The sequence below is a fragment of the Pseudomonas sp. PS01301 genome (assembly GCF_029960215.1).
In the GTDB taxonomy this organism is placed as follows: domain Bacteria; phylum Pseudomonadota; class Gammaproteobacteria; order Pseudomonadales; family Pseudomonadaceae; genus Aquipseudomonas; species Aquipseudomonas coleopterorum.
In genome coordinates, this window is record NZ_JASCPM010000096.1 from 1 (window position 1) to 3,324 (window position 3,324).

2 protein-coding genes are annotated in these 3,324 nt (G+C 61.7%); one reads left to right on the plus strand and one right to left on the minus strand.

Features of this window, described 5'->3' with window-relative positions:
• Window positions 1-152 precede the first annotated feature (152 nt).
• On the minus strand, window positions 153-563 hold the full coding sequence (locus tag QMX89_RS22495; RefSeq protein WP_049861727.1) for a YkgJ family cysteine cluster protein: 411 nt from the start codon (window positions 561-563) through the stop codon (window positions 153-155).
• Between the two features lie 187 nt (window positions 564-750).
• Between QMX89_RS22495 and QMX89_RS22500 the strand changes: the two genes are divergently transcribed.
• A complete protein-coding gene (locus QMX89_RS22500; protein WP_049861728.1) occupies window positions 751-3,201 on the plus strand; it encodes a glycogen/starch/alpha-glucan phosphorylase in 2,451 nt (816 codons plus the stop codon).
• Window positions 3,202-3,324 lie beyond the last annotated feature (123 nt).

Sequence of the window (3,324 nt, forward strand, 5' to 3'; positions counted from 1 at the left end):
GAGGCGGCTGGGGTGACGGGTGGTCATTCGGCGGCGCGCCCTTCGCGGGCAGAGACCCGCTCCCACAGATGATCACCGCCTCTGTGGGAGCGGGTCTCTGCCCGCGAAGAGGCCGGCTTTGGCACCCCGCTCCCACATTGAGCTGGGGTGGGTCAGCCTTGGCGCGATATCGGTTTGGGCTGGTAGGCGCAGTAGCCGGGGCGAGGTCCGATCTTGGGGTGGTTGCGGCAGGTGTCCGGGCGCTTTTCGTAGATCGTGCACAGGCGGCTTTTCTTGTCCAGGTACAGACAATCGTTGTTGCTCATGCGCGTCAGGGTGAAAATGCCCGACTTCTGATTGAACCGCTCGACGATGCCTTCCTTCTGCAACCGCTTGGCGACGTTCTTGGGTGGATCGCCTTTCTCGAACTCGTCCACCACACCGATACGGATCAGGTCCTTGATCTTCACTTCCACCGGCAGCGTGCAGCAGGTCGAGATACAGGCGCCGCACATCGGCGCAGAATATTTCTGCCAGGTGTCCAGGCGGTCCACTTCGGCGGCGGCAATCAAAGAGCTTTTCATCGTCAGGTCATCAGGCAAGATGGATCAGGGCGCGCGATCATACCGGCATTGGTGAAAAAGTGAACAACCTTCTGCCCGAAACCCCGCGAATGGTGCAAAGTTACGAACCTGAGCATTGAGTGTGTGTCGAAGCGTCTAGGCTCAGGTATTCCATCCAGTATCGTCAATTTCCCCGAGGACGCATTGCATGTCTCAGGAACCGCTTGTCCGTGACGCCGAGGTGGCCGATTTTCGCGCTGCTGTACTCGCCAAACTCACCTACGCGGTGGGCAAGGACCCCGATCACGCATTCGACCATGACTGGTTCGAGGCCATCGCCCTCGCAGCGCGCGACCACATGGTCGAGCACTGGATGGATCACACCCGGCAGATCTACCGCAAAGGTCAGAAACGGGTCTATTACCTCTCCCTGGAATTTCTCATTGGTCGGCTGCTCTACGACAGCCTGAGCAACCTCGGCCTGCTGGACATCGCACGTGAAGCGTTGACCGACCTGGGCGTGGATCTGGAGCGCATTCGCCTGCTCGAACCCGATGCGGCGCTGGGCAACGGCGGCCTTGGACGCCTGGCGGCCTGCTTCATGGAAAGCATGTCGACCCTGGGTGTCGCCGCCCACGGCTATGGCATCCGCTACGAACACGGTCTGTTCCGTCAGGCCATCGTCGATGGCTGGCAGCAGGAACAGACCGAAAACTGGCTCAATTTCGGCAACCCCTGGGAGTTCGAGCGTCCCGAGGTGATCTACCCGATCAGCTTCGGCGGCCATGTGGAAACCGTCACCGACAGCGAAGGCCAGCAGAAGCAGGTCTGGTGGCCCAGCGAAACCGTACGCGCGATCGCCTACGACACCCCGGTGGTCGGTTGGCGCGGCTCCAGCGTCAATACCCTGCGCCTGTGGCGCGCGCGGGCGATGGAAGACCTGCACCTGGAGCGCTTCAATGCGGGCGACCACCTCGGCGCCGTGGCCGAAGTGGCCCGTGCCGAGAGCATCTCGCGGGTGCTGTACCCGGCCGATAGCACCGAAGCCGGTCAGGAGTTGCGTCTGCGCCAGGAGTACTTCTTCGTTGCAGCCTCCCTCCACGACTTGTTGCGTCGTCACCTGAACGGCAACGACAGCCTCCTCAACCTGGCCGACAAGGCCGCGATCCAGCTCAACGATACCCACCCCTCCATCGCCGTGGCGGAATTGATGCGTCAGTTGGTGGACGAACATGGTCTGGCGTGGGAAACCGCGTGGGAAATCACCGTCAACACCCTGGCCTACACCAACCACACGCTGTTGCCCGAGGCGCTGGAAACCTGGCCGGTGGGCCTGATGGAGCGCGTACTGCCGCGCCACATGCAGATCATCTACCTGATCAACGCCTATCACATCGACTCGCTGCGCGCCAAAGGTCAGCACGATGTCGACGTGCTGCGCGCGGTCTCGCTGATCGAAGAAGACAACGGTCGCCGTGTGCGCATGGGCAACCTGGCGTTTCTCGGTTCGCACAGCGTCAACGGGGTGTCCGGCCTGCATACCCAACTGATGCGCAGCACGGTGTTCTCCGAGTTGCACAAGCTTTATCCCGATCGGATCAACAACAAGACCAATGGCATCACCTTCCGCCGCTGGCTGTATCAGTCCAACAGCGAGCTGACCGCGATGCTGGTCGACAAGCTTGGCCCGGAACTGCTCGACAATCCGGAAGGGCTGCTCAAGAACCTCGAGCCGTATGCCGAGCAACCCGAGTTCCGCAAGGCCTTCGCGGCTCAGCGACTGAACAGCAAGAAAGCGCTGGCTCGCATCATTCATGAGCGCGTCGGCGTGACGGTCAATCCCGAGGCGATGTTCGACGTTCAGGTCAAGCGAATCCACGAGTACAAGCGTCAGTTGCTCAACCTGATGCACACCGTGGCGCTCTATCAGGCGATTCGCGCCGAGCCTGAAACGGCCTGGGTGCCGCGGGTGAAGATCTTCGCCGGCAAGGCGGCGGCCAGTTATCACCAGGCCAAGCTGATCATCAAGCTGGCGAATGATATCGCTCGGGTGGTGAACAACGATCCGACCGTGCGCGGTCTGCTCAAGGTGGTGTTCCTGCCCAACTACAACGTCAGCCTGGCCGAAAGCATCATTCCGGCGGCCGACCTGTCCGAGCAGATCTCCACGGCCGGCTACGAAGCGTCGGGCACCAGCAACATGAAGTTCGGCCTCAATGGCGCGTTGACCATCGGTACGCTGGACGGCGCCAACGTGGAAATGTGCGACTTCCTGGGCAAGGAGAACATGTTCATCTTCGGCATGACTGCTGCCCAGGTCGAAGAGCGCAAACATGCCGGGGGCTTCAGCGCCCATGGTGATGTCGCTGCTTCTCATCGTTTGAACGACGTTCTGCAGGCCATTCGTGGCGGTGTGTTCTCGTCCGACGATCCATCGCGCTACGCCGGTCTGGTCGACTCGTTGACCAGCTATGACCGCTTCCTGCTGTGTGCCGATTTCGATGCGTACTGGGATGCGCAGCGCAAGGTCGAGGAGACCTGGCACGACGCCGACAAGTGGTGGCGCATGGCCGTGCTCAACACGGCGCGCATGGGGTGGTTCTCGTCTGACCGGACCATTCGCGAGTATGCGCAGGATATCTGGCAGGCGCTGGAGTAAGGCCGGGAACCGCAGTGTGTCCTTCGCGGGCAGAGCCCGCTCCCACACCTGCCACCTGTGGGAGCGGGCTCTGCCCGCGAAGGGCGTGCGGCGGCGCACTTGATACATCCTGCTCCCACACCT